This is a genomic window from Mesorhizobium sp. FG116, from assembly GCF_057809835.1.
The window spans coordinates 121,117-143,058 of the sequence record NZ_JBMDKS010000003.1 but is presented as its reverse complement, the minus strand read 5'-3'; the positions used below and the strand labels follow the sequence as shown (position 1 = coordinate 143,058).

Here is a 21,942-nt window from a genome sequence, read left to right as displayed (position 1 = left end):
CCCCGAAAACAGCGATGGTTCTCGCGGCAGGTCTTGGCAAGCGCATGCGGCCGATCACCAACACGATGCCGAAGCCTTTGGTGAAGGTCGCCGGAAAAACGCTGCTCGATTGGGGCCTCGACAGCCTCGCCGCTGCCGGTGTCGAGAAGGCGGTGGTCAATGTCCACTACCTGCCGCAGCAGATTGTCGATCATGTGGCCACCCGCAAGGCACCCGCAGTTGTGATTTCGGACGAAAGCGAGTTGCTGCTGGACTCCGCCGGCGGCATTGTAAGGGCGCTGCCGGAACTCGGGCCGGACCCTTTCTACATCGTCAATGCCGATACGTTCTGGATCGACAGCGGTGTCTCCAATCTGGCCCGCCTTGCCCTTGCCTGGGACGAGGCGAAGATGGATATTCTGCTCATGCTTGCAGACCTTGCCTCATCGACCGGCCACAGTGGCGGCACCGATTTCCTGATTGGGCCCGATGGCAGTCTTCAGCGTTCGAAAGGCGATCCTGCGGGCGTGATCTACGCAGGGGCGGCCATCGTCCATCCGCGCATTTTCCAAGGTGCAGCCGATAACCCCCACTCGCTCAACCTCTATTTCGACCGCGCCATTGCGGCGGGCCGCCTGCACGGCATGACCATGCATGGCCATTGGATAACGGTCGGAACGCCCGATGCGATTCCGCTCGCCGAGGCGGCAGTCGAACGCGCGCTGGCCGGGGTGCCATGAGCGGCGCCTGCCGCGTTTTCTCCATTCCTCCCGGCGCGCCCTTTCTGCCAACCCTGGCCGAGGCGCTGCTTTCGGGGTCGCTTGTGCCGGGTTTCCGTTTTGGCGGCGATCCTTTGGCGCTGGCCGACGCCACCATCTACGTGCCGACGAGGCGTGCGGCACGTGCGCTGCGGGGCGTGCTTGCGGACATGATCGGCGGAGGGTCGGCGATCTTGCCGACCATCTTGCCGCTTGGCGAAGTTGACGAGGAAGACGGGGTTTTCGAACTCGATTCTTCCGGTGGTGCGGCCTCCATCGATCTATCACCGCCGATTGGATCGACCGAGCGGCTGCTTTTGCTCGGAACGCTGGTGCGGGCGTGGAAGCGGCGACTGCCGGCAGAAGTGGCGCAGCGCTTCAATGAAGAAATCTTCGTTCCCGCTTCCGCCGCCGACGCGATCTGGCTGGCGCGCGATCTGGCCCGGCTGATGGACGAGGTCGAGACCGAAGGTTCGGACTGGGCAAAGCTTGCCGGACTGGTCACCGGCAACCTTGCCGGCTGGTGGCAGGTTACGCTCGACTTCCTCGGTATCGCGACAGAGCATTGGCCGCTCGTTCTGGCCGAAAGGGACAGGTCCAATCCCGCTGCGCATCGAAGCATGCTGATCCGCATGGAGGCCGCGCGGCTGAAGCGCAATCCACCGAAGGGGCCAGTCGTCGCCGCCGGATCGACCGGCTCCATTCCGGCCACTGCCGAACTGCTCAAGGTGATTGCCGGATTGCCGGATGGTGCGCTGGTCCTGCCCGGTCTCGACCAGGCACTGGACGAGCCGTCCTTCTCGGCGATCTCGGAACAGGGCGCGCGGCCGGCGCTGCTCGGCCATCCGCAATACGGCCTGATGAAGCTGCTCGGCAAGATCGGCGTCCTGCGCGCCGACGTGGCCGACATCGGGACATTGGACAGCGCGCTTTCCATGCGGGCGAGGCTGGTCGGCGAGGCCTTGCGGCCAGCGGAAACCACCGAATTGTGGACAGAAACCCGCAGCCGGTTCAGCGAGGGGGACGTAGCCACCGCGCTTGATGGGGTGACGATTGTCGAGGCCGCCACCGAGCGGGACGAAGCGGTGGCAATTGCCATCGCCTTGCGCCGGGCAATCGAAACCCCCGGCCAACACGCCGCGCTGGTGACCGGCGACCGTGCGCTCGCCCGCCGTGTTTCAGCCGAGTTGTTGCGCTTCGGCATCGTGGCCGATGATTCCGGCGGAACGTCGCTGGCGAACATGCCTGCTGCCGTACTTTTGCGCCTGATGGTGCGTTGCGTTTTCCAGCCCGGAGACCCGGTGGCGCTGCTGGCGCTCATTAAGCATCCGCTGCTGGCGCTTGGCCTTGAACGCAGCGTCGTACGCCGTGCCGCCGAACTGGTCGAACTGGTCGCTTTGCGCGGTGGAACCGGGCGGCCGGATATCGCCACCTTGACGCATCACTTCGAACAGCGGCTCGCCGCACCCGGCGAGGGCCGGCGCGAGCCGTTCTGGTTCAGGCGGTTCTCGGCTGGCCGCATCGAACAGGCGCAGGTCGTCGTCGCCAGGCTGGTGGAGAGCCTCTCACCCTTGCTTGCATTGCGCACGCAGACCGACCTTGATGTTGCGGCGCTGACCGAAGCCAGCGTCACGGCATTGGAAGCGCTCGGGCGTGATGCCGATGGCAGTCTGTCCCGCCTCTATGATGGCGATGCGGGCGAAAAGCTGGCCGAGGTGCTGCGCGACTTCATTGCCGTTTCTGCGCCCTTCAACTTCGCCGCGGATGAATGGCCGGATGTTCTGGAGGCGCTTTTGGCCCCGGAGACGGTTAAGCCCGGGCGCGGTACCGACAAGGCCATCTCCATCTGGGGCGCTCTGGAAGCACGATTGCAGCATGTCGATACGCTGGTCGTCGGCGGGCTCAACGAGGGTATCTGGCCGCGAAAGCCGGAGAGCGACCGCTTCATGTCGCGGCTGATGAAGACCGGCATCGACCTTGAGCCGCCGGAGCGGCGCGTCGGCCTTGCCGCGCACGACTTCCAGATGGCGATGGGTGCCGGCAAGGTCGTGCTCACACGCGCTGCCCGCTCCGGCGATGCCCCTGCCGTGCCGTCGCGCTGGCTCCAGCGCATCCTGACTTTCGTCGGCGAGGAGCACACCGGCACCATGCGCAGGCGCGGCGAGGAACTGCTTTCCTGGGCGCGCACACTCGATACGGGTGAGCGCCTTGACTTTGCCCCGCGGCCGAAGCCCACGCCTCCGATTGAATTCCGGCCGACGCATTTTTCCGTCACCGAGATCGAGACGCTGCGCCGCGACCCCTACGCCGTCTATGCAAGGCGCATACTTGGGCTTTACCCTCTCGACCCGGTGATCCGTGATCCGGGCGCAGCCGAGCGTGGCACGCTCTTCCATGCCATCCTGCACCGCTTCTCCACGACGACTACCGATCCGCGCGCCTCCGACGCGCTGAACCTTCTTCTCGATGCCGGACGGGCCTGTTTTGCCGAAGCCGCGCTGCCCGAGGATGTCGAGGCGGTTTGGTGGCCGCGCTTCGAAAAACTCGCGGTCAACATCATCATTTGGGAGCGTGAGCGCGCCGCCGCTGTCAGCCGGCGTTTTGCCGAGGAACATGCGGAGCGAACACAAGTCGGCGGCTCCGGCGTCACGCTGTCGGGTTACGCCGACCGGATCGATCTTCTGGCCGGCGGCATGGCCGACATCCTCGACTACAAGACCGGCTCTTCGCCCTCGAAAGCGCAGGCGCACACGCTTCTGTCGCCGCAGCTTGCGCTTGAAGCCGCGCTTCTGAGGCGCGGTGCGTTCCGCGAACTCGGCAAGCGCGAGCCGTCGCAATTGGCTTTCGTGCGGTTGAAGGCCAATGGCGATGTGGCTGAAGAATCAATCCTCGAGCTCAACCGCAAGCCGCGTTCCGCGTCCGACCTCGCCGAAGATGCCTGGGCGCGGCTGGAAAAGCTTCTCGTCCACTATGCCGATCCCGCTGCCGGCTATCTGTCGCGGGCTTTGCCGTTCCGGGAAGGCGAAGCCGACGACGACTACGACCATCTGGCGCGCGTCCTCGAATGGTCCGCAGGTGGCGATGGGGCGCAGGAAGGTGGGGAGGAATGAAGAAGACCTACCCCATCCCCACGGACACTGCCGTCAATCAGGCGCGCGCTTCCGATCCGCTGAATTCCGCGTGGGTGTCGGCCAATGCGGGTTCGGGCAAGACGCATGTTCTGGCGCAGCGCGTCATAAGGTTGCTCTTGCGCGGCACCGATCCGTCCAAGATCCTGTGCCTGACCTATACGCGCGCGGCCGCCGCCAACATGTCGAACCGCGTGTTCACGACGCTGTCGCAGTGGACGACACTATCCGATGGCGAACTCGCCGAACGGATAAAGGCACTGGACGGTCGGACGGCGGATCGCGACACGCTGCGGCGGGCGCGGCGACTGTTCGCCGAGGCGCTGGAGACGCCGGGTGGGCTGAAGATCCAGACCATCCACGCGTTCTGTGAATCCGTGCTGCACCAGTTTCCACTGGAAGCAAACATCGCCGCGCATTTCGAAATGCTCGATCCGCAAATGGAGCGGGCACTGTTCGCAACCGCCAAGCGCGACATGATTTCGGGTGTCAGCGGCGGTGAACGCATCGAACTGGCGGAAGCGTTCGCCACCGTTCTGGAGCACGGCGGCGAAACCGGGCTCGATGCCCTGCTTGCCGAAATCGTCGGCAAGCGCGATGGTTTGCGCAAGTTTATCGCTGACATCGGAGGAACCAGCCCCGGCTTCCAGCCGCTGTTCGACGAGTTCGGCTTTGCGCCCGATGAAACCGAGGCGGCGATAGCGGCGGCTATATGGCCGCTGCCGGGTTTCGAGCCGGCCTTCCTCGCCACTCTCGACGGTCTGGCCACGCAAGTGGGGGCAAACCGCGCCCGCGAGTCCCTGATAGATGATGCACTGGCCGGCTTTGCGGAAAGCGACCCGGCGCGCCGATTGGCGATCCTGCGACGCGCATTTCTGAGCGGCAAGGGCGAAGCCTACAAGCCGGACTGGCTGTTCGGAAAGGCTCTTCTGTCCCGGATTCCGGACCTGCCGGAACGCTATCTCGCGACGGTTGAGGCGATCAGCAAGGCGTGTGACCGGCTCGCGCTTTTCCAAATGCTGAAGGCCACGCGGGCTGCCCTCACCATCGCCGACTGGTTGATCGCCCGCTATGAACAATTGAAGCGCGGTCGCGGCCTGCTCGACTTCAACGATCTCATCACCCGCACCATCAACCTGCTTAGGCGGCCCGATGCCGGCGCATGGGTGCAATTCAAGCTTGACCAGGGTATCGACCATATACTGCTCGACGAGGCGCAGGACACCAGTCCCGAGCAATGGGACGTGGTCAAGAAACTGACGGAGGAATTCTTTGCCGGCGACGGCGCCCGGGGCAACATGCTGCGGACCATCTTCGCCGTTGGCGATGAAAAGCAGTCAATCTATTCCTTCCAGGGTGCGGCCCCCGATTCCTTTGCCGACAGCAAGCACGAGTTTGCCGGCAAGGTTCGGGCCTCTGGCCGCGAGTTCGCCGACCTCAAGCTGACATGGTCGTTCCGCTCTTCGGAAGATGTTCTGAAAGCGGTCGATCGTGTGTTCGATGATCCGGACGTGCGGCGCGGCATCAGCCACGATCCCGACCCGCTCGACCACAAGGCTATCCGCAACGATGCACCGGGCTACGTGGAAGTGTGGCCAACGGTCGGGGCCGATGTGATCGATGAGCCCGACGATTGGGCCTTGCCGGTCAATCACGCCAGCGCGCCGGCGGTAAAGGTCGCGGAGCGTGTTGCCCAGACGATCAAGGATTGGATTGATGGCGGCGAGGTGATCGAGGGCAAGGGATCGCTGCTAAAGGCAGGCGACGTTCTGGTGCTGGTGCGCAAGCGCGACCGCTTCGTTCACGCCTTGTCGAAGAGCCTGAAGGAAAAGAATGTGCCGGTGGCCGGTGCCGACCGGCTGAGCCTGCCCGGCCACATAGCCGTAAAGGACTTGGCGGCGCTTGGTCGCTTCCTCGTGCAACCCGAGGACGACCTGTCGCTCGCGGCGGTGCTGCGCTCGCCGATGTTCGACCTTTCCGAAGAACGGCTGTTCGACCTTGCCGCCAAGAGGGACAAGGGCGTTTCGCTAATCAGGTCGCTGCACAAGCAGGCAGAGGCGGATGCCACCTTGCAGGCAGTGGCCGAGCGGCTCGATGCCTGGGCCACAGAAGCCGCTTACAAGCCGGTGTTCGAGTTCTATGCCGGGCTTCTCGCGCGTGACGGCGTTCGCAAGAAGATGATCGCGCGGCTGGGGCCGGAGGCTGGCGATATCCTCGATGAGTTCCTCAATTTCTGCCTGGCCGAGGAACGCACCGGCCTGCCGGGCCTCGACTCTTTCATCGCCACGTTGGAAAGCGCCGGCCCCGAGATTAAGCGGGAGATGGACCAGACCCGCAACGAGGTCCGCATCATGACTGTTCACGCCGCCAAGGGACTGGAAGCCCCGGTCGTGTTCCTTATCGACAGTGGTGCGCGCTCGTTCAGCGACCAGCATCTGCCGCGCCTGATATCGTTCAAGGGATCTGGCGAGCACTGGGACGGCAAGGGCTATCTGTGGCGTGCAGGCAGCGACATTGCCAACGGTATTTCCAGGTCAGCGGCCGATCGCGCCCGTGAGCTTGCCGACGATGAATACCGCCGCTTGCTCTATGTCGGCATGACGCGTGCCGAGGACCGTCTCATCGTCTGCGGCTATCACGGCAAGCGCCCGCCAGGCGACGGCACGTGGCACTCCATCGTCAGCCGGGCGCTCGCAGGCGCGCCGGAAAGCGAGCAGCGCATACGCTCGTCCGATGGCGACGCGGTTCATCGCTTCCGGGTCACCAGCCTGCCCCCGGTGGCGCTGATCCGAACCGACGACGACCGCAAGCAAACCGCTTTTGGGCCTTTGCCACCCGGTCTGTGGGATGAATTGCCGGCCTCCGAAGAATTGCCACGGCCATTGTCACCGTCCGGCGCCTCCGCGCTCATCGAGGAAGCCGCTGAAGCCACGGTCGATACGTCTTCGCCTGTGCTGGAAGCAGAAGCGGTGCCGAGCTTTTCCATATTGCGTGGATTGGCCTTGCATAAACTGCTGCAAATGTTGCCGGGTCTTCCGCAGGACCAGCGCCTTCCTGCCGCAGAGCGCTATCTTGGCCGAGCTGGCGCGGACTGGCCACCGGGTGAGCGCGACAAGGCGCTGTCTTCAGCGTTGATGATCCTTGCCGACCCACATTTCGAACCCCTGTTTGGCAACGGTTCGCGAGCGGAGGTGGCCATCACCGGAAGTATTGAGATAGCAGGCCGGAAGCGTGTCGTGTCGGGGAAGATCGACCGGTTGGCGGTAACGCCTGAAAAGGTCCTCATCGTCGACTACAAGACCAACCGGCCGGCGCCGGTCTCGCCTGAGAAGGTACCGCCCGCCTATATCCTGCAGCTTTCGCTCTATAGAGCACTGTTGAAGCCGCTCTACCCGCGGCGTCAGATTTCGGCTGCACTGCTTTTCACTGAAGCGCCGCGCCTGATCGAACTGCCGCTGGTGGCGATGGAAGATGCCCTTGCTCGACTCACGGCATCGTGACACAAGAACTGCTTGAATGAGGCAGCAACCACCACCACATTTGGTGCAACGAACTAACCGAGAGGATTTTCGAATGGCCACCGTCAAGGTCGACAAGAACAATTTCCAGACCGATGTGCTCAATGCCAAGGAGCCGGTTGTGGTGGATTTCTGGGCCGAATGGTGCGGTCCCTGCAAGATGATCGGCCCGTCGCTCGAAGAGATTTCTGCCGAGCTCGGCGGCAAGGTCAAGATTGCCAAGCTCAACATCGATGAAAACCCGGAACTTGCTGCGCAGTTCGGCGTGCGCTCGATCCCGACCCTGATGATTTTCAAGGGCGGTGAAGTGGCGGATATGAAGGTCGGCGCGGCACCGAAGACTGCCCTGTCTCACTGGATCAGCGGCTCGGTCGCCTGACCTGCGCTGACGGATATCCTGCTTGAAAGCCCGGCCTTTGTGCCGGGCTTTTTGCTGGCGCGGAGAATTCTCGTTGCTGGCACTCCCGCAGACGCTCCTTGCCGCCGTTCCATAGGCGAAACAGGAGGAGACGATGACTGGAACAGCCAAACCAACCGTCTTTGTCGACAACGACCGCGTGGTCGTCACCGAATGGCGTTTTGCGCCGGGTGCCAACACCGGATGGCACCGCCACGGCCACGACTACGTCGTCGTGCCTCTCATGGACGGCAAGGTGAAGCTGGTCACCAAGGACGGCGAAAGTTTCGGCGAGATGAAAAAGGGCGTACCCTATTTCCGCAAGGAAGGTGTCGAGCACGACGTGATCAATGCCAATGAGGGCGAATACGCCTTTATCGAGATTGAACTGAAATAGCTGCTATCCCTGATCTCAGGTCGGCGGCGTGCCGTTTTCTGCCAGCACGGATCCAGCAAGATAGAGTGAGCCGCCGATGAGGATCCGCGGGGGCACTTCGTTCTCGTTCCATGTCTCGCGCAGCAACTGCAAGGCGCTGGCGACCGAGCTTACAGGCTCGGCCGATAGCCCGGCTTCAGTGGCGCGGATGGCCAACTCGTCGTTTGGCACGCTGGACTCGCTGAAGTTCACCGGTACGGTATAAACGTGCTTCACCAATCCCTTGAAGGCATGGAAATAGCCGCTCTGATCCTTCGTGTTGATCATGCCGGCAATGAGGAACAGAGGCCGTGGGTTCTTTTCCTCCTGCTCCGCCAGAGCTTCGGCGATGACGACACCTGCGCCGGGGTTATGGCCGCCGTCCAGCCAGATTTCCGAGCCTTCAGGGGCAAGTTCCGTCAACAGGCCCTGGGTCAGCTTTTGCATACGTCCCGGCCAGGCAACCGTGGCCATGGCGCGGTCGATGGCCCGCTCGCTGAGAGCAAATCCCGCTGCCTTGACGCCGGCGATTGCGGCGGCCGCGTTGGCGAACTGGTGGCGGCCTGGCAGGCGCGGCGATGTCAGGTCCATCAAGCCGTCGTCGTCCTGATAGACCATGCGGCCGTTTTCCTCGAAGGCAAGGAAGTCCTGCCCATAGACCGATAGCGGGCAGTCGAGCCGGTCTGCGGTATCGACGAGAACTTCAAGCGCCGCATCGAACTCCTGCGCGCCGATCACGGTGGGGCAGCCGCGCTTGATGATGCCGGCCTTCTCGGCCGCGATCAGTTCGACGCGATCGCCGAGATAGGCCTCGTGGTCGAGCGAAACCGGCATGATGATCGAAACGGCCGGCTTGCGGATCACATTGGTGGCGTCGAAGCGCCCGCCAAGCCCGACCTCCATGATGGCAACGTCGGCAGGATGTTCCGAAAAAAGGACGAACCCGACTGCCGTCAGGATTTCGAATACCGTGATTTTCTGGCCGTCATTTGCCTTGGCGACGCGGGAGATGGCGTCTGCGAATGTTTCATCGTCAACGAGTTTGCCGCCGCCGTCGGCCGCGAGGCGATAACGCTCGTTCCAGTTGACCAGATGTGGCGAAGTATGGGTGTGGACCAGGTACCCCTGCGTTTCCAGAAGGGCGCGGGAGAATGCTGCGCACGATCCCTTGCCGTTGGTGCCGGCAATGTGGATGACCGGAGGCATGCGGTCCTGCGGGTTGTCCAGTTTTTCGAGGAGCCGCGAAATCCGATCAAGCGAAAGGTCGAAACCTTTCGGATGCAGCGTCATCAGGTGTTCGATTTCGCGCTCGGCACTCAGCGTTGTCATGGCAAATCCTTGAATCGACAAGGGCGGTTGCAAACCACCCCGACCAGTCGTGTCATAACCACCTTGAGGTCAGGCGCGGGGCCGCGTTTCACCTGAGGTTACGGCAGGCGGCAGGATTTCCGGTTGAGGCGCGCTGGCCTTCTCCGGCACCTTGAGCAGCAGCTTGAGCAGATTGGCAACCGTCTTCTTCATTTCGAGACGGGAGACGACCATGTCCACCATGCCGTGCTCCATGAGGTACTCGGCGCGCTGGAAGCCCTCCGGCAGCTTTTCGCGAATGGTCTGCTCAATGACGCGCGGGCCGGCAAAACCGATAAGCGCGCCGGGCTCGGCGATGTGGACGTCTCCCAGCATGGCATAGGATGCGGTGACGCCACCGGTGGTGGGGTTGGTCAGGACCACGATGTAGGGGAGGCCAGCCTCCTTCAGCCGATCGACACCAACGGTGGAGCGCGGAAGCTGCATCAGCGACAGGATGCCTTCCTGCATGCGCGCGCCACCGGAGGCCGCGAAAAGGATCAGGGGGCGCTTGCGCTTGCGGGCGGTCTCGAATGCATGGATGAGCGCTTCGCCCGCCGCCATGCCGAGCGAACCTCCCATGAAGGCGAAGTCCTGCACGGTGACGACGACAGGCAAGCCCTCGATGGTGCCCTGTGCACTGAGGACCGCATCTTCGAGACTTGTCTTCGACTTTGCGTCCTTGAGCCGGTCGACGTAGCGCTTCTCGTCGCGGAACTTCAGCGGGTCCTGCGCCACTTTCGGGTTTTCCAAAACCTCGTACTTGCCGCCGTCGAAGAAGAATTTCAGCCGCTCACGGGCCGAGATCTTCATATGATAGCCGGAGGCCGGTATGACGAACTGGTTCTCTTCCAAGTCCTTGTGGAAGACCATCTCGCCGGTCTCCGGATCCTTGATCCAGAGATTGTCCGGCATTTCGCGCCGGCCAAGCATCGAATTGATCTTCGGGCGGACGAAATTGGTGATCCAGTTCATCGTAAGGCTCCTGTCCGCGACTGCACGTTTTTCACCTAGGCCAACTATTCGGCAGCGGCAAGGCGGGCCGAGCGAACGCCGTTCGAAAGCTCCGTCACCAGTGCGGCGACGGCTTCGACGGGATTGGAAGTACGTTCACCTTTGGGGCCGAGCACATTGGCAACTGCATTGATGATGGCCGTGCCAACGACGACGCCGTCGGCTGACGCGCCAATGGCACGCGCCTGTTCCGCCGTCTTGACGCCGAAGCCGACGCAGACCGGCAGATCGGTGTGGCTCTTGATGCGCCTGACCGCTTCGGTAACCTTGCCGGTGTCGGCAAGCGCGGAGCCAGTAATGCCGGTCATTGACACGTAATAGACGAAGCCGGACGTATTTTCGAGGACTTTGGGGAGGCGTTTGTCGTCGGTGGTAGGCGTTGCCAGCCGGATGAAGTTGATGCCGGCATTGAGTGCCGGGATGCACAGTTCCGCATCCATTTCGGGCGGCAGGTCGACCACGATGAGTCCGTCGACGCCGGAACCCTTGGCATCCTTGAGGAAACGCTCGACGCCGTAGATGTAAATGGGGTTGTAGTAACCCATCAGGACGATCGGGGTGTGGTCGTCGCCTGCGCGGAAATCGGCCGCCATCCTGAGCGTCTTGGCGAGCGTCTGCCCGGCCTTCAACGCGCGCAAACCGGCCGCCTGGATGGCCGGACCATCGGCCATCGGGTCGGAAAACGGCATTCCGAGCTCGATAATGTCCGCTCCCGAGCTGGCAAGGGCTTTCATGATCGAGAGCGAGGTGTGGTAGTCGGGATCGCCGCCCATGAAGTAGGTGACGAGCGCGGGACGGCCCTCGGCCTTCAGCTTCGCCATGCGGCGATCGATACGGGTATCCGTCACGTCAGATCTCCATGCCCATCATCGAGGCCACCGTATGCACGTCCTTGTCGCCGCGGCCCGACAGGTTGACGATGACGATCTGGTCCTTGCCCATGGACGGCACGATCTTCATCGCATGCGCGATGGCATGCGCCGATTCCAGCGCCGGGATGATGCCTTCCACCCGCGTCGTGAGCTGGAACGCCTCCAGCGCCTCATCGTCGAGGATCGGCACATATTCGACGCGACCGGTGTCGCGCAGCCATGAATGCTCGGGGCCGACGCCTGGATAGTCGAGGCCTGCCGAGATCGAGTGGCCGTCGAGGATCTGGCCGTCGTCGTTCTGCAAGAGGTAGGTGCGGTTGCCATGCAGCACGCCCGGCTTGCCGGCGTTCATAGAGGCGCAATGTTCGATGCCGTCGAGACCGCGGCCGCCGGCTTCGATGCCGATGATGCGGACGTCCGCGTCGTCGAGGAAGGGATGGAACAGGCCAATCGCATTGGAGCCGCCGCCAACCGCCGCGATGATGGCGTCAGGCAGCCGGCCTTCCTGTTCGAGGATCTGGGCGCGGGCCTCGGTGCCGATGACCGACTGGAAGTCGCGGACCAATTCCGGATAGGGGTGCGGGCCGGCGGCGGTGCCGATCAGGTAATAGGTATCCTCGACATTGGTGACCCAATCGCGAAGCGCTTCGTTCATGGCGTCCTTGAGCGTGCCGTGACCTGCCGTGACAGGCCTGACTTCCGCGCCGAGCAGCTTCATGCGGAACACGTTGGGGCTTTGGCGCGCAACGTCTGTGGCGCCCATATAGACCACGCAAGGATAGCCGAAGCGGGCGGCAACCGTTGCCGAGGCAACGCCGTGCTGGCCGGCGCCGGTTTCGGCGATGATCCGCTTCTTGCCCATGCGCTTGGCAAGCAGGATCTGGCCGAGGCAGTTGTTGATCTTGTGCGAGCCGGTGTGGTTGAGGTCCTCGCGCTTGAAATAGACTTTGGCTCCGCCGAGGTGCCGGGTCAGGCCTTCGGCGAAATAGAGCTTCGACGGACGCCCGGCATAGAAGGTGGACAGGGCCTGCAACTCGGCCTTGAACGCCGGGTCGTCCTTGACCTCGTTCCAGTGGCGTTCGAGTTCAAGGATCAGGGGCATCAGCGTTTCGGCAACGAAACGTCCGCCAAAAATGCCGAACATGCCCTGGTCGTCAGGGCCGGTGCGGAAGGAATTGGGTATTGCCGGCTTGTTCATGCCGATCTCCTAGAGTTCCGTTCGCAGCATGTCCAGCGTAGGGGCCGGTGTTGCGCGCTGCAAGGTGTGTCTGACTAGCTGATCAGGCCGCGCGGTCGCTGCGCGCTGCCCGGACGGCCTTGAAGAATTGTTCGATCAGCGCCGTATCCTTGATGCCCGGCGCGCTTTCCACGCCTGACGATATGTCGAGGCCGGGCGGGTTCGCAAGCCGTATGGCCTCGCCTATATTGGCGGCGTTGAGACCGCCGGAAAGCATGTAATCGACGTCTGCGTCAAGCCGGGCAAGAATGGTCCAGTCGAAAGAGACGCCGTTGCCGCCCGGCAATTCCGAGCCCTTTGGCGGCTTTGCGTCGAACAGCAAGCGGTCGGCTATGCCGCGATAAGCCGCAATGGCTGCAAGGTCCGCCGGTTCACGAACGGAAAGGGCCTTCATGACCGGCAAGCCGTAGCGCGATTTCAGCTCGGCGAGCCGCTGCGGCGTTTCGCTGCCGTGAAGCTGCAACATGTCGGGCTGCATTTCGGCGACGATCGTGTCCAGAAATTCGTTGTCGGCATCGACGGTGACGGCAACGGCCTTTGCTTTGCCGCCGGCAAGCTTGCGCAAGCGGCCGGCTTCCGGGGGAGCAATGTTGCGCGGGCTTTTCGGGAAAAAGATGAAACCGACATGCGTCGCGCCACCGCTGAGCGCTGCCGCCAGCGCCGCATCGGTCTTCAAACCGCAAATCTTAATGTCGAGCACCTTCATGCCTGCGAATTGCCATGAAAAGGCGGCGAAGTCGAGGAAAAGCGCTTATTGTCGATGGCAGCAAGCGCGCTAGGTCGTGGACTCATAAATGTGATCGAAATGGCGCCCGGAACGGCAAAGAGATGCAAGGAGATGCGCGAAGGGCGATGTGGTTTATCGACCGAGCGGTTCGACGCGGCAGCTTGCAGCCGTTCCGGCGTCCCCAAAATGGGTGTCATGGGGATGTGGTCCATCTGCCCGGTTACTTTGTCGAAAGAGCTTGAAAATGAATGACATTTCCTGCGCTCTTTCTTCGCGTATCCGAGCAGATGGCCTCACACCATTTCGACCAGATTTATGAGTTCACGACCTAGTTTCAATGTTCAAGGCAGGAGCGACGACCATGAAAACCGAGACTGTCGCCGAACTGAAGGAAAAGCTCGCTCAGGCCCACTCGGTCATCGAACATCTGATGGACAAGGCCGCGTTCAATGGCGCGGAAGCGCACCGCGCGCTGGCCTATTTTTCCAAAGATGGTTTCGACGGGGAATTCCTGCCCTGGCCACGTCACACCGACGACAGGCTGCGGCCAGACGAGCTTAACGCCGCCAATGATGACTGAGCATTGCCCGTTTCAGAACTGTATCGCCTGAAGCGCGCCGCCGTTCTTCTTGAGCCAGGCCTTGCAACGCTCGGTGTCCGGGCAAAGCTCCTCACACAGTTTCCAGAATTTCGGCCCGTGGTTCATCTCTTTCAGATGCGCCACTTCATGCGCCACGAGGTAATTGATCACAGGGCGCGGCGCCATCATGATGCGCCAGGAGAACGACAGGTTGCCGTCCGACGTGCAGGACCCCCAGCGGCTGGACGTGTCCTTGAAGCGCACCGCCTTGGCTTTGCGGCCGACTTTCGCGGTGTGCTTTTCGACCAGTGCCTCGATCTCGCGCTTGGCTTCGCGCTTCAGGTAGTCGGTCAACCTGCGCGGCAGATGCACCCTGTCGCCATGGATGACGAGCGTGGGGCCATTCTCGTCGCTACCGACCGAAACGGTGCCGCGCTTGCCGGGTTCGTGCACGATCATGTGCGGCACGCCATAAACCGGCAACTTGATGCCGGGGCGCACCTGCGGCCGGTCGGGCACCTTGGCTAGCCGCTGTTCCAGCCAGCCCTGATGGCGATGCAGGAATTTCTCGACCTCGCCACGGCGCAAGCCGGGCGGCACGGTGATGCGCAGGCCCTGCCCGCCGGCATCTATCCTCAGCGTCAGGCGGCGGGCGCGATCGTTCTCGACGATTCGCAAGGGCAGCGAGCGCCCGGCGACCACATGCTCCCGCTCTTCGACGGGGGCGGGCGCAGGTTTGGTGAGGTTTCGAAAGAAGCCGAAGGACATGGCGGCACGATACGTGATTCGAGGTTTAGAGCGGTTCATATTTTAACAGAACCGTTGAACCGCTCTAACGCCTTGTTCCTACGCAATTCCGGACGGAAAACCGGTTCCCACTTTTCCTGGAATTGCTCTGGTAAAGAACAAAAAAGAAACGGCGCCGCTTTCGCGACGCCGCTCATGTCTACCGCTTGCTGGACTTCTCAGTCGTCAAGCAGGTCATCGTTGCGCTTGCCGCCACGACGCTTCGGGGTGTCTTCCGTCGTGGTCGTCGGGGCCGTGGATTTGTTGCGGTTCGCCATGAAGCGATCGAACTCGTCCTGGTCCTTGGCGCGGCGCAGTTCACGCGCATACTCGTCGAACTCCGCCAGCATCTCGTCGAGCTTGCGGCGTTCTTCATCGAGGCGGGCAAGTTCCTTCTCGCGCCAGTCGTCGAAAGCGACGTTACCGGTGCGGGCCGAACCATGACCCCAGCGATGCGCCTTGTTTGCACCGCGGCGGCAGCCGGCAAAGATGCCGTCCGTGGCGCGGTTCATATCGCTTTTGAAGCCGTCAAGCCGGTCGCCCCAGATGATGTAGGCAAGCATGGCGAGGCCGAGCGGCCAGAACACCATGAAGCCGATCACCATCAAAGCGATGGTCGCCGGCGTCCAGGCCGGACGGATCAGTGCAGTCGTGTTCATATTCTCCCGTTCCTTCAGTTGGAGGCAGCCGATCCGACTGCTCAAATCGAAATGGGAAGACAAAAACGGCGATTCAAGACGGTCGCCGCCGAATCCGGGCAAGATACTGGAATGGCTAGGTTTTTTTGAATCGGTCGAGGAAAAGCACGATCAGTCCACCAACTAGGCCCCAGAAGGCCGAGCCGATGCCGAACAGCGTCAGGCCGGATGCTGTGGCGGCAAAAGTGACGGTCGCGGCCATGCGGTCCTTGTCGTCCTGCAAGGCGATGGTGAGCGCATTGGCAAGTGAGCCCAGCAGGGCGAGACCCGCAACCAGCACGATCAGGCTTTGCGGCAGGACGGCAAAGATCGCCACCAGCGAAGCGCCGAAAATCGCGAATATGAGATAGGCGAAAGCGTAGAACGGCCCTGTCTTCCAACGCTCTGCCGGATCGGGGTGAACGTCGGGTCCGGTGCAGATGGCCGCCGAAATTGCCGAAAGGTTGGTGGTCGAGGCGCCGAACGGCGCGCTCAGGATTGAAAACAGTCCGGTAATGCCGATCAGCGGCGCAGGTGCCGGATCATAGCCGGAGGCGCGCAGCACGGCCAATCCCGACAGGTTCTGCGAGGCCATGGTGACGAGGTAGAGCGGGATGGCGAGGCCGACGATAGCGGCCGGCGTGAACTCCGGCGCAATCCATGTCAGCGTCGACAGTTCGGGTGCCGGCAGGCCGCCGACGCGACCGGTAAGGAATGCGGCAAGGCCGCCGCCGATCAGCACAACCAGGACGGACAGGGGCGGGTTGACCAGCCGCAGCAGGAAAAAGGCGGCAATCAACGGCACGATAAGCCAAGGGTCCGCAGGGATCGTTTTCACAGCGCCGGTGGCGAAGGTCACGACGATGCCAGCCAGCATTCCAGATGCCACCGAGGCCGGAATCCTGGCGATCAGGCGCATCAACGGCTTGAACAGCGCGGTGGCGACCAAAAGCACGCCGGCGACCAGAAAAGCACCCACCGCCTCGCCCATGGTGAAGCCGCTCGATGCCGCAATCAAGGCAGCGCCGGGCGTCGACCACGCCGTGATGACGGGCATGCGGGTTCGCCATGAAAGCCAGATCGTTTCTATGGCCATGGCAAGGCAAAGCGCCGTGACCCAGCTTGCCGTTTCGAGTTGTGTCGCGCCGACCGCCGTCGCCGCGGCGATGATGATGGCAAGCGTGCCGCCGAAGCCGACGATTGCAGCGACGAATGCTGAAACGGGAATGGATATCCGCACGGTCAACCAGCCCTTTCCGCGATCGAGCCCACGGCGTTGGTCAGAAGGTCGAGATCCTGCGGCCGCGACAGGCGATGATCGCCATCGGGAATGAGCGAAAGGGTTACGTCATCGGCGGGAAGGAGGCCAACCAGCTTCAGCGCATGGCTGTGTGGCACCGCTTCATCCGCCATGCCTTGCAGCACATGGACCGGGCAATGCGTGTCGATGGGGCCGGTCATGACCAGATTGGCGCGGCCATCCTCGATCAGCGCGCGCGTATAGATATAGGGTTGGTCCGAATAGTCCGACGGCTCTTCGAAATAGCCCTTGGTGGCGAGGTCGTGCCGTTGCGTATCGGTCAGCACCGGCTCGACAAGTTCGGCGGTGAAGTCAGGGGCCGGGGCTATCAGCACAAGGCCGGCGACGCGCCTGTCGTCTGCCTTGTTCAGCTCCTGCACCATGCGCAGCGCGATCCACGCGCCCATGGACGAGCCGACCAGGATTTGCGGCCCGTTGGTGAACTGCGAAAACACGCAAAGGCTCTGGCGCAGCCATTTGGAAATGGTGCCGTCGGCGAATGCGCCGCCGGATTCGCCGTGACCCGAATAGTCGTGGCGCAGGAAGGCGCGGCCGTGTTCTCCGGCCCACGCTGCCAAGGCTTCGGCCTTGGTGCCGAGCATGTCGGACTTGTAGCCGCCAAGCCAGACGATGCCGGGTGTCGCGCCACCTTGATGGCGAACGGCGATCGATGTTCCCTCGACGTCGAGAAACTGTGGTGCGGCAACGGTCATGGCGTGTTCCTTGCAGGCCGGGTCTTGTGGCATAGGCGGGCATTGCCGAAAAGCCGCCTGTCGATTTCTTCGGTTAGGGCAGGCGGGGAACTGTGGATTCTGATGATTTCTGATGCATGCTATGCTATTGACACGGCGCACGCGCTTCCCACATAGGCGCGTCCGCACCTATGAAACCAGAACCCTGCCCCTCAACGGCTCAAGGAGACCACGACCATTCGCAGACCTTTCAAAGCAGCGGCGCCCACCAAGGATGGACCGCGCGCAAATACCGATATTCGCGTTCCCCGCGTCCAGCTCATTGATGCCGACGGGGAGAACCGGGGTGAAGTTTCCATCAACGACGCTTTGTTGCTCGCCGAAGAGGCCGGGCTCGATCTTGTCGAAATTTCCCCGAACGCAAATCCGCCGGTCGCTAAGATCCTCGACCTCGGCAAACTGAAATACGCCAGCCAGAAGAAGGCCGCCGAAGCGCGCAAGAACCAGAAGGTCATCGAGATCAAGGAGATCAAGATGCGCCCGAACATCGACAGCCATGACTACGAAGTGAAGATGCGCGCCGTGCGCCGCTTCTTCGAGGAAGGCGACAAGGTCAAGCTGACGCTGCGCTTCCGTGGCCGCGAGATGGCGCATATGGAGCTTGGCATGCAGCTTCTGAACAAGGTGCGCGAGGAAGTCGCGACGATCGCCAAGGTAGAGGCCGAGCCGAAGCTGGAAGGCCGCCAAATGATGATGGTGCTGTCGCCGCGCTGACGGCCTGATTTTTGCAAGGCGCCTCGGTGGGGCGCCTTTTTCTTGCCGCCGTGCCGTGGTGTCGATCATGGCAGGCTGCAAACGGGTGGATTCGACATGGACGGTGGTGTCTTGGAACAAAGGGCTGCTGGTCGGCAGGATCGCCCGACGCTCGGCAATTATCAGCGCACCCGCCGCTATGTGCTGGCGGTGCTGGTCGTCGGGTTGTTTGCCCTGCTTCTGGTCGGGCAGTCGTGGTTTCCGCCTGAATCGGTGGTCCACGAGACCATCGAGATGGCCGGCATCGTGATGATTTTCCTAGGCATCGTCGGGCGGCTGTGGTCGACGCTTTATATTGGCGGGCGCAAGTCGGCCGAGGTCGTGACCGGTGGGCCCTATTCGGTGACCCGCAACCCGCTCTACGTGTTCTCCACTATTGCTGCCGCCGGCGTCGGCGCGCAGATGGGTTCGTTCACGGCGATGATCGGCTTTGGCCTGTTGTGCGCGCTTGCCTTCCACATCGTCATCCTGCGCGAGGAGCGCTTCCTGTCGGAAGTCATGGGCGCGCCCTACAAGGAATATCTGGCTCGCGTGCCGAGGTTCGTTCCCAACCTGTCGCTCTACAATGAAGGCGATACCGGGTCGTTCAAGCCGCGCCTGCTTTTGACCACGTTGCTTGACGGGCTGGTGTTCCTCGTCGCCATGCCGGTGTTCGAGATGATCGACAGCGCACAGATCGCCGGCACCTTGCCGGTTCTGTTCAGGGTGCCCTGACACCAGCGTGCGACGCAGCTTTCGACGGGTGTTGCGCCGCGAGCGGCTTTGACGTATAGAGCCGCCGTTAAAGAAAAGCCGCCCGGCAGGGCATGCCGTGGCGGTCTTTATGCTTTTCGGGCCTTTTGGTCGCCTGAAGCAAGACAGAAGCGCAGCAAATGCGCGTGAGAAAGGAAGCAAAATGCCCAAGATGAAGACCAAATCCGCTGCCAAGAAGCGGTTCAAGATCACTGCGACCGGCAAGGTTTTGTCGGCGGCAGCCGGCAAGCGCCATGGCATGATCAAGCGCTCCAACAAGTTCATTCGCGATGCCCGCGGCACGATGGTTCTGGCTGAACCGGACGGCAAGAAGGTCATCAAGAATTTTCTTCCGAACGGCCTCTAAGGCATTCGGTCCGGACAGCGTTTAAGGAGATCACGACATGGCACGCGTAAAGAGAGGCGTTACCGCCCACGCCAAGCACAAGAAGGTCCTGAAAGCCGCCAAGGGCTTCTACGGCCGCCGCAAGAACACCATCCGCATCGCCAAGCAGGCGGTGGAGAAGTCGCTGCAGTACGCCTACCGCGACCGCAAGAACCGCAAGCGCTCGTTCCGCGCGCTGTGGATCCAGCGCATCAACGCAGCGACGCACGAGCATGGCCTGACCTACGGCCGCTTCATCGACGGCCTCAACAAGGCCGGTATCGAGATCGACCGCAAGGTTCTGTCCGACATGGCCATCCATGAGCCGCAGGCTTTCGCCGCGCTCGTGGCCAAAGCCAAGGTCGCGCTTGAATACCTGAAGAACACGACGCCGAATGCTTTTGAAAGCGCTGTAGCCTAGCATTTTCCAGCGCTCGCGACGCGAGCGCGTGGGAAAAATGCGGCTAGGAATTGTGAGGAGCATGATCTTCACCGAAAAGTCTGCAACTTTTCGGGATCATGCTTCGAACCAGCGCCTTCCCAAGCTTCTGCAAATCTGTTTTGGGAAACCCGCGCTGGCAGGGCTGGCGCGGGTTTTTCGTGTGGATCGAATGACCGAGGACACCGAGATCAGGACGGACATGCTTTCCGACGATGGGCTGGCAACGCTGTTGCGCCTCATCGTTGCGCAGGCGTCGTTGCGCGTGTCGCGCGCCTCGGTCGATGGGCATCTGGTCTGGATCAAGCGTTACGACGTTGAAGGCAAGCCGCTTGCCAAGCGTCTGCACAGCCTGATTTCGCCGCTGCTGCCGGCGTTCCTGCGCTCGTCGCCGACAACGGGGCCGGCGGAAGCTATCGCACGCGAAATGCGCAAGCTGGCAGGTTTTCGGGCGGCGGGCTTCGCGGTTCCAGATCTCGTGTTTTCCAACCAGTCGGTGCTGGTGCTCTCCGATGTCGGGGAGGTCGTGCAAAAGACGCTGGTGGATTCGCTTCCCGCTAACCCATCCCGGCACGACGACCTGCTCGTCGAGCTCGCAAAGGCGCTCGGCGAAGCGCATCGGGCCGGCCTTTGCCATGGCAGGCCGCATCCGCGTGACGTGTTCCTGCGCGACGGTCGCATCGGTTTTCTCGACTTCGAGGAAGAGCCGGAAGCGGTGATGCCGCTGGCGATGGCGCAGGCGCGCGATGCCTGGCTTTTGTTCCTGCAGATATCGCCGCGCGCTGTGCTGCCGGAGACGCAGGCGCGTGCGCTTGCCGCCTATCGCGCCGTCGCGCCGCTGGAGGTCATTCCGGCATTGCGCACGCTCACGACTTTCTTCGCGCGAGCGATGGCTCCGCTGCGTCTGGTTCCGAACGGCCTGATCGGTAAGGATGGCCGCCGCGCCATCGACGCGACCGACTTTCTGAGCCGGGCGCTCGGCACGGCGCTGCCATCGAATTCCAAGGTTTCAGTGACAGGCCGTGAGCGGCCAAGAGGACAATCATGACGGATATCGATCAACTTGAACGATCGCTGGTCGACGCTGTCGCCAGCGCCGCCGACGAAGCCGCTATCGAGGCGGTGCGCGTGTCGGCGCTCGGCAAGAAGGGCTCGATATCGGAAATGCTGAAGACGCTGGGCACGATGAGCCCGGAAGAGCGCCAGGTGAAAGGCCCGGCGATCAACGGCCTGAAAAACCGCGTCACCGAGGCGTTGAGCAGCCGCAAGGCGGAACTGAAGGACGTCGCCATTGCCGCACGGCTCGAAGCCGAGAAGGTGGACGTCACCTTGCCGGTGCGCCAGTCGCCGGCAGAGCGCGGTCGCATTCACCCGATCAGCCAGGTCATCGACGAGATCGCAGCGATCTTCGGCGACCTCGGCTTCGCCATCGCCGAAGGGCCGGATGTCGAGACCGACTATTACAATTTCACCGCGCTGAATTTCCCCGAAGGGCACCCGGCGCGCGAAATGCATGACACCTTCTTCTTCCAGCCGGACGAAAAAGGTGAGCGCAAGGTGCTGCGCACCCACACCTCTCCGGTGCAGATCCGCACCATGGAGACGCAGAAGCCGCCGATCCGCATCGTCATTCCGGGCAAGACCTACCGGCAGGATTCCGACGCAACGCATTCGCCGATGTTCCATCAGGTCGAGGGGCTGGTGGTCGACAAGTCCGCCAACGTCGCCAACATGAAGTGGGTGCTGGAGGAATTCTGCAAGGCATTCTTCGAAGTGCCTTCGGTGAAGATGCGCTTTCGTCCGTCCTTCTTCCCGTTCACCGAACCGAGCCTCGAGGTCGATATCCAATGCGACCGCTCGCGGCCCGGCGAAGTGCGCTTCGGCGAAGGCAGCGACTGGATGGAAATCCTCGGCTGCGGCATGGTTCATCCCAATGTGCTGCGCGCCGGTGGGCTCGATCCGGACGAATATCAGGGCTTCGCCTGGGGCATGGGCATCGACCGCATCGCCATGCTGAAATACGGCATGCCCGACCTGCGCGCCTTCTTCGACGCCGACGTGCGCTGGCTGCAACATTACGGCTTCCGCCCGCTCGACATGCCGACGCTGTTCGGCGGACTGAGCAACTGAGCCGGAGGAAACGATC

Annotated in this window: 21 protein-coding genes; 12 read left to right on the top strand and 9 right to left on the bottom strand. The window is 62.5% G+C overall.

What is annotated here, in order from left to right:
• Positions 1-14 precede the first annotated feature (14 nt).
• The 5 genes from ACODTY_RS04295 to ACODTY_RS04275 all read left to right on the top strand — a co-directional run bounded on the left by ACODTY_RS04295 (position 15) and on the right by ACODTY_RS04275 (position 8,177).
• Entirely contained in the window at positions 15-719 is a 705-nt protein-coding gene (locus ACODTY_RS04295) for a nucleotidyltransferase family protein (RefSeq protein WP_488993045.1), read from the top strand.
• Positions 716-3,847: a double-strand break repair protein AddB gene (gene addB, locus ACODTY_RS04290; protein ID WP_488993044.1), complete on the top strand. Its 3,132-nt coding sequence runs from the start codon at positions 716-718 to the stop codon at positions 3,845-3,847. The genes ACODTY_RS04295 and addB overlap by 4 nt, the downstream gene beginning before the upstream one ends.
• Entirely contained in the window at positions 3,844-7,365 is a 3,522-nt protein-coding gene (addA, locus tag ACODTY_RS04285; RefSeq protein ID WP_488993043.1) for a double-strand break repair helicase AddA, read from the top strand. Before addB ends, addA begins: the two co-directional genes overlap by 4 nt.
• Before the next feature lie 73 nt (positions 7,366-7,438).
• A complete protein-coding gene (trxA, locus tag ACODTY_RS04280; RefSeq protein ID WP_056243619.1) occupies positions 7,439-7,762 on the top strand; it encodes a thioredoxin in 324 nt (107 codons plus the stop codon).
• A gap of 133 nt (positions 7,763-7,895) precedes the next feature.
• Entirely contained in the window at positions 7,896-8,177 is a 282-nt protein-coding gene (locus ACODTY_RS04275) for a cupin domain-containing protein (protein WP_488993042.1), read from the top strand.
• Positions 8,178-8,192: 15 nt separating this feature from the next.
• On the opposite strand, the gene ACODTY_RS04270 is transcribed toward ACODTY_RS04275, so the two are convergent.
• The 5 genes from ACODTY_RS04270 to ACODTY_RS04250 form a co-directional block, all read right to left on the bottom strand.
• On the bottom strand, positions 8,193-9,524 hold the full coding sequence (locus ACODTY_RS04270; protein WP_488993041.1) for a bifunctional folylpolyglutamate synthase/dihydrofolate synthase: 1,332 nt from the start codon (positions 9,522-9,524) through the stop codon (positions 8,193-8,195).
• 69 nt (positions 9,525-9,593) lie between these two features.
• Positions 9,594-10,517: an acetyl-CoA carboxylase, carboxyltransferase subunit beta gene (gene accD, locus ACODTY_RS04265; RefSeq protein WP_488993040.1), complete on the bottom strand. Its 924-nt coding sequence runs from the start codon at positions 10,515-10,517 to the stop codon at positions 9,594-9,596.
• 44 nt (positions 10,518-10,561) lie between these two features.
• Positions 10,562-11,377, bottom strand: coding sequence for a tryptophan synthase subunit alpha (gene trpA, locus ACODTY_RS04260; RefSeq protein WP_488993167.1), 816 nt, complete (start codon positions 11,375-11,377; stop codon positions 10,562-10,564).
• 28 nt (positions 11,378-11,405) lie between these two features.
• Entirely contained in the window at positions 11,406-12,626 is a 1,221-nt protein-coding gene (gene trpB / locus ACODTY_RS04255; RefSeq protein ID WP_488993039.1) for a tryptophan synthase subunit beta, read from the bottom strand.
• Between the two features lie 82 nt (positions 12,627-12,708).
• Complete coding sequence (locus ACODTY_RS04250) at positions 12,709-13,371, bottom strand: phosphoribosylanthranilate isomerase (RefSeq protein WP_488993038.1); 663 nt, start codon at positions 13,369-13,371, stop codon at positions 12,709-12,711.
• A gap of 382 nt (positions 13,372-13,753) precedes the next feature.
• Between ACODTY_RS04250 and ACODTY_RS04245 the strand changes: the two genes are divergently transcribed.
• Entirely contained in the window at positions 13,754-13,972 is a 219-nt protein-coding gene (locus tag ACODTY_RS04245; RefSeq protein WP_488993037.1) for a hypothetical protein, read from the top strand.
• Positions 13,973-13,984: 12 nt separating this feature from the next.
• Here the strand turns inward: ACODTY_RS04245 and ACODTY_RS04240 are convergent, their stop codons facing one another.
• The 4 genes from ACODTY_RS04240 to ACODTY_RS04225 all read right to left on the bottom strand — a co-directional run bounded on the left by ACODTY_RS04240 (position 13,985) and on the right by ACODTY_RS04225 (position 17,448).
• Entirely contained in the window at positions 13,985-14,740 is a 756-nt protein-coding gene (locus ACODTY_RS04240) for a M48 family metallopeptidase (RefSeq protein ID WP_488993036.1), read from the bottom strand.
• 197 nt (positions 14,741-14,937) lie between these two features.
• On the bottom strand, positions 14,938-15,417 hold the full coding sequence (locus ACODTY_RS04235; RefSeq protein WP_488993035.1) for a DUF2852 domain-containing protein: 480 nt from the start codon (positions 15,415-15,417) through the stop codon (positions 14,938-14,940).
• Positions 15,418-15,532: 115 nt separating this feature from the next.
• Positions 15,533-16,675, bottom strand: coding sequence for a benzoate/H(+) symporter BenE family transporter (locus ACODTY_RS04230; RefSeq protein WP_488993166.1), 1,143 nt, complete (start codon positions 16,673-16,675; stop codon positions 15,533-15,535).
• A 2-nt stretch (positions 16,676-16,677) separates the two neighbouring features.
• A complete protein-coding gene (locus ACODTY_RS04225) occupies positions 16,678-17,448 on the bottom strand; it encodes an alpha/beta hydrolase (RefSeq protein ID WP_488993034.1) in 771 nt (256 codons plus the stop codon).
• Positions 17,449-17,664: 216 nt separating this feature from the next.
• Here ACODTY_RS04225 and infC point away from each other — a divergent pair, with 216 nt between their 5' ends.
• The 6 genes from infC (at position 17,665) to pheS (ending at position 21,926) form a co-directional block, all read left to right on the top strand.
• Positions 17,665-18,201: a translation initiation factor IF-3 gene (infC, locus tag ACODTY_RS04220; protein WP_082549711.1), complete on the top strand. Its 537-nt coding sequence runs from the start codon at positions 17,665-17,667 to the stop codon at positions 18,199-18,201.
• A gap of 96 nt (positions 18,202-18,297) precedes the next feature.
• Positions 18,298-18,954 (top strand): methyltransferase family protein, encoded by a 657-nt coding sequence (locus ACODTY_RS04215; protein WP_488993033.1) that lies wholly within the window; start codon positions 18,298-18,300, stop codon positions 18,952-18,954.
• Between the two features lie 181 nt (positions 18,955-19,135).
• Entirely contained in the window at positions 19,136-19,339 is a 204-nt protein-coding gene (rpmI, locus tag ACODTY_RS04210; RefSeq protein WP_027166935.1) for a 50S ribosomal protein L35, read from the top strand.
• Between the two features lie 37 nt (positions 19,340-19,376).
• Positions 19,377-19,778, top strand: a complete 402-nt coding sequence (gene rplT / locus ACODTY_RS04205) for a 50S ribosomal protein L20 (RefSeq protein ID WP_042637600.1) — start codon at positions 19,377-19,379, stop codon at positions 19,776-19,778.
• 190 nt (positions 19,779-19,968) lie between these two features.
• Positions 19,969-20,844: a serine/threonine protein phosphatase gene (locus ACODTY_RS04200; RefSeq protein WP_488993032.1), complete on the top strand. Its 876-nt coding sequence runs from the start codon at positions 19,969-19,971 to the stop codon at positions 20,842-20,844.
• Positions 20,841-21,926 (top strand): phenylalanine--tRNA ligase subunit alpha, encoded by a 1,086-nt coding sequence (gene pheS / locus ACODTY_RS04195; RefSeq protein ID WP_488993031.1) that lies wholly within the window; start codon positions 20,841-20,843, stop codon positions 21,924-21,926. Before ACODTY_RS04200 ends, pheS begins: the two co-directional genes overlap by 4 nt.
• Positions 21,927-21,942: the final 16 nt, after the last annotated feature.

What these genes read in the sequence shown, in the direction of transcription:
- trxA (WP_056243619.1), top strand. Translation starts at nt 7,439, where the DNA reads ATGGCCACCGTCAAGGTCGACAAGAACAATTTCCAGACCGATGTGCTC.
- ACODTY_RS04215 (WP_488993033.1), top strand. Translation starts at nt 18,298, where the DNA reads ATGGACGGTGGTGTCTTGGAACAAAGGGCTGCTGGTCGGCAGGATCGC.
- ACODTY_RS04295 (WP_488993045.1), top strand. Translation starts at nt 15, where the DNA reads ATGGTTCTCGCGGCAGGTCTTGGCAAGCGCATGCGGCCGATCACCAAC.
- trpB (WP_488993039.1), bottom strand. Translation starts at nt 12,626, where the DNA reads ATGAACAAGCCGGCAATACCCAATTCCTTCCGCACCGGCCCTGACGAC.
- ACODTY_RS04200 (WP_488993032.1), top strand. Translation starts at nt 19,969, where the DNA reads ATGACCGAGGACACCGAGATCAGGACGGACATGCTTTCCGACGATGGG.
- ACODTY_RS04240 (WP_488993036.1), bottom strand. Translation starts at nt 14,740, where the DNA reads ATGTCCTTCGGCTTCTTTCGAAACCTCACCAAACCTGCGCCCGCCCCC.
- addB (WP_488993044.1), top strand. Translation starts at nt 716, where the DNA reads ATGAGCGGCGCCTGCCGCGTTTTCTCCATTCCTCCCGGCGCGCCCTTT.
- addA (WP_488993043.1), top strand. Translation starts at nt 3,844, where the DNA reads ATGAAGAAGACCTACCCCATCCCCACGGACACTGCCGTCAATCAGGCG.
- pheS (WP_488993031.1), top strand. Translation starts at nt 20,841, where the DNA reads ATGACGGATATCGATCAACTTGAACGATCGCTGGTCGACGCTGTCGCC.
- accD (WP_488993040.1), bottom strand. Translation starts at nt 10,517, where the DNA reads ATGAACTGGATCACCAATTTCGTCCGCCCGAAGATCAATTCGATGCTT.
- trpA (WP_488993167.1), bottom strand. Translation starts at nt 11,377, where the DNA reads ATGGCGAAGCTGAAGGCCGAGGGCCGTCCCGCGCTCGTCACCTACTTC.
- ACODTY_RS04250 (WP_488993038.1), bottom strand. Translation starts at nt 13,371, where the DNA reads ATGAAGGTGCTCGACATTAAGATTTGCGGTTTGAAGACCGATGCGGCG.
- ACODTY_RS04225 (WP_488993034.1), bottom strand. Translation starts at nt 17,448, where the DNA reads ATGACCGTTGCCGCACCACAGTTTCTCGACGTCGAGGGAACATCGATC.
- ACODTY_RS04245 (WP_488993037.1), top strand. Translation starts at nt 13,754, where the DNA reads ATGAAAACCGAGACTGTCGCCGAACTGAAGGAAAAGCTCGCTCAGGCC.
- ACODTY_RS04235 (WP_488993035.1), bottom strand. Translation starts at nt 15,417, where the DNA reads ATGAACACGACTGCACTGATCCGTCCGGCCTGGACGCCGGCGACCATC.
- ACODTY_RS04270 (WP_488993041.1), bottom strand. Translation starts at nt 9,524, where the DNA reads ATGACAACGCTGAGTGCCGAGCGCGAAATCGAACACCTGATGACGCTG.
- rplT (WP_042637600.1), top strand. Translation starts at nt 19,377, where the DNA reads ATGGCACGCGTAAAGAGAGGCGTTACCGCCCACGCCAAGCACAAGAAG.
- rpmI (WP_027166935.1), top strand. Translation starts at nt 19,136, where the DNA reads ATGCCCAAGATGAAGACCAAATCCGCTGCCAAGAAGCGGTTCAAGATC.
- ACODTY_RS04275 (WP_488993042.1), top strand. Translation starts at nt 7,896, where the DNA reads ATGACTGGAACAGCCAAACCAACCGTCTTTGTCGACAACGACCGCGTG.